Genomic DNA, 3012 nt, shown 5'->3' on the forward strand with positions numbered 1-3012 from the left:
TCGTGAAGGTTGTTCCGGCGGTGTCCTACTCTCCCACACTCTGTCGAGTGCAGTACCATCGGCGCTGGCAGGCTTAGCTTCCGGGTTCGGAATGGGACCGGGCGTTTCCCTGCCGCTATGGCCGCCGTAACTCTGTGAAACTGTCACGCACTACACCGTTCTCCCTTTGTTTGGGGGTGGGTGGTGTGGTGTTTGTGTGTTGTTTCAGATACTGCACAGTGGACGCGTAGCTTCTTTGTTGGTAAGTCCTCGGCCTATTAGTACCAGTCACCTCCACACGTTGCCGTGCTTCCAGTTCTGGCCTATCAACCCTATGGTCTGTAGGGGGCCTTAACCACTCGATGGTGGTGAGAAACCTCATCTTGGAACAGGCTTCCCGCTTAGATGCTTTCAGCGGTTATCCCTTCCGAACGTAGCTAACCAGCGGTGCCCTTGGCAGGACAACTGGCACACCAGAGGTTCGTCCGTCCCGGTCCTCTCGTACTAGGGACAGCCTTCCTCAAGTTTCTGACGCGCGCGGCGGATAGAGACCGAACTGTCTCACGACGTTCTAAACCCAGCTCGCGTGCCGCTTTAATGGGCGAACAGCCCAACCCTTGGGACCTACTCCAGCCCCAGGATGCGACGAGCCGACATCGAGGTGCCAAACCATCCCGTCGATATGGACTCTTGGGGAAGATCAGCCTGTTATCCCCGGGGTACCTTTTATCCGTTGAGCGACACCGCTTCCACTTGCCGGTGCCGGATCACTAGTCCCGACTTTCGTCCCTGCTCGACATGTCTGTCTCACAGTCAAGCTCCCTTGTGCACTTGCACTCGACACCTGATTGCCAACCAGGCTGAGGGAACCTTTGGGCGCCTCCGTTACATTTTAGGAGGCAACCGCCCCAGTTAAACTACCCACCAGGCACTGTCCCTGAACCAGATCATGGTCCGAGGTTAGAAGTCCAATACGATCAGAGTGGTATTTCAACGATGACTCCACGAACACTGGCGTGCCCGCTTCATAGTCTCCCACCTATCCTACACAAACCGTACCGAACACCAATACCAAGCTATAGTGAAGGTCCCGGGGTCTTTTCGTCCTGCCGCGCGTAACGAGCATCTTTACTCGTAATGCAATTTCGCCGAGTCTGTGGTTGAGACAGCAGAGAAGTCGTTACGCCATTCGTGCAGGTCGGAACTTACCCGACAAGGAATTTCGCTACCTTAGGATGGTTATAGTTACCACCGCCGTTTACCGGGGCTTAAATTCTCAGCTTCGCACCCCGAAGGGCGCTAACCGGTCCTCTTAACCTTCCGGCACCGGGCAGGCGTCAGTCCGTATACATCGTCTTACGACTTCGCACGGACCTGTGTTTTTAGTAAACAGTCGCTTCTCTCTGGTCTCTGCGACCACACCCAGCTCGGACCGCGAGGGTCGTCACCAGACGTGGTCCCCCTTCTCCCGAAGTTACGGGGGCATTTTGCCGAGTTCCTTAACCACAGTTCTCTCGATCGCCTTGGTATTCTCTACCTGACCACCTGTGTCGGTTTGGGGTACGGGCCGTGTATCAACTCACTAGAGGCTTTTCTCGGCAGCATAGGATCACTGAATTCGCCTCAATCGGCTACGCATCACCTCTCAGGCACGTGTTGTGCGGATTTGCCTACACAACGCCCTACAGGCTTACACCAGTACAACCACTGACTGGCCCAGCTACCTTCCTGCGTCACCCCATCGCTTGACTACTACCAGCCGGGGTCGTGTGCAGCCCCTCACTCGAGACCCGAAGGTCTTCTCGGAGGTTTTGGACACTTAGCACAACTGATTCATCATGGGCGCGGATACACGGGTACGGGAATATCAACCCGTTGTCCATCGACTACGCCTGTCGGCCTCGCCTTAGGTCCCGACTCACCCTGGGCGGATTAACCTGGCCCAGGAACCCTTGGTCATTCGGCGGACGAGTTTCTCACTCGTCTTTCGCTACTCATGCCTGCATTCTCACTCCCACACCCTCCACCACTGGATCACTCCGTGGCTTCCCTGGATGCAGGACGCTCCCCTACCCACCCGAACCACTGCACATCCAACCGGAGTCGGATGCGGATGTATTGTTCGAGTGCCGCGGCTTCGGCGGTGTACTTGAGCCCCGCTACATTGTCGGCGCAGGATCACTTGACCAGTGAGCTATTACGCACTCTTTCAAGGGTGGCTGCTTCTAAGCCAACCTCCTGGTTGTCTTCGCGACCCCACATCCTTTTCCACTTAGTACACGCTTAGGGGCCTTAGCCGGCGATCTGGGCTGTTTCCCTCTCGACTACGAAGCTTATCCCCCGCAGTCTCACTGCCACGCTCTCACACACCGGCATTCGGAGTTTGGCTGATTTCGGTAAGCTTGTAGGCCCCCTAGACCATCCAGTAGCTCTACCTCCGGCGTGAAACACGTGACGCTGCACCTAAATGCATTTCGGGGAGAACCAGCTATCACGGAGTTTGATTGGCCTTTCACCCCTACCCACAACTCATCCCCTCAGTTTTCAACCTAAGTGGGTTCGGGCCTCCACGACGTCTTACCGTCGCTTCACCCTGGCCATGGGTAGATCACTCCGCTTCGGGTCTAGAACACGCGACTGGAACGCCCTATTCGGACTCGCTTTCGCTACGGCTACCCCACACGGGTTAACCTCGCCACATGCCACTAACTCGCAGGCTCATTCTTCAAAAGGCACGCCATCACCCCCGGCAGACTCAACTGCCCAAAGGCTTTGACGGATTGTAAGCGCACGGTTTCAGGTACTATTTCACTCCCCTCCCGGGGTACTTTTCACCTTTCCCTCACGGTACTAGTCCGCTATCGGTCACCAGGGAGTATTCAGGCTTACCGGGTGGTCCCGGCAGATTCACAGCAGATTTCACGGGCCCGCTGCTACTCGGGCACCCACTACAACAGGGCACGTGTTTTCGTCTACGGGACTCTCACCCTCTACGACAGGCCGTTCCAGACCACTTCGACTAACACGAACCTT

The 3012-nt window shown here is 56.3% G+C and carries 2 rRNA genes (1 of these 2 only partly in view); both read right to left on the reverse strand.

From position 1 onward, the window contains the following. Window positions 1–12: 12 nt before the first annotated feature. A 5S ribosomal RNA gene (gene rrf, locus AB0H00_RS31685) occupies window positions 13–129 on the reverse strand. Between the two features lie 108 nt (window positions 130–237). Next, window positions 238–3012, reverse strand: a 23S ribosomal RNA gene (locus AB0H00_RS31690) (it continues 462 nt past the right edge of the window).

Source organism: Nocardia sp. NPDC023852, from assembly GCF_040639505.1.
GTDB lineage: Bacteria > Actinomycetota > Actinomycetes > Mycobacteriales > Mycobacteriaceae > Nocardia.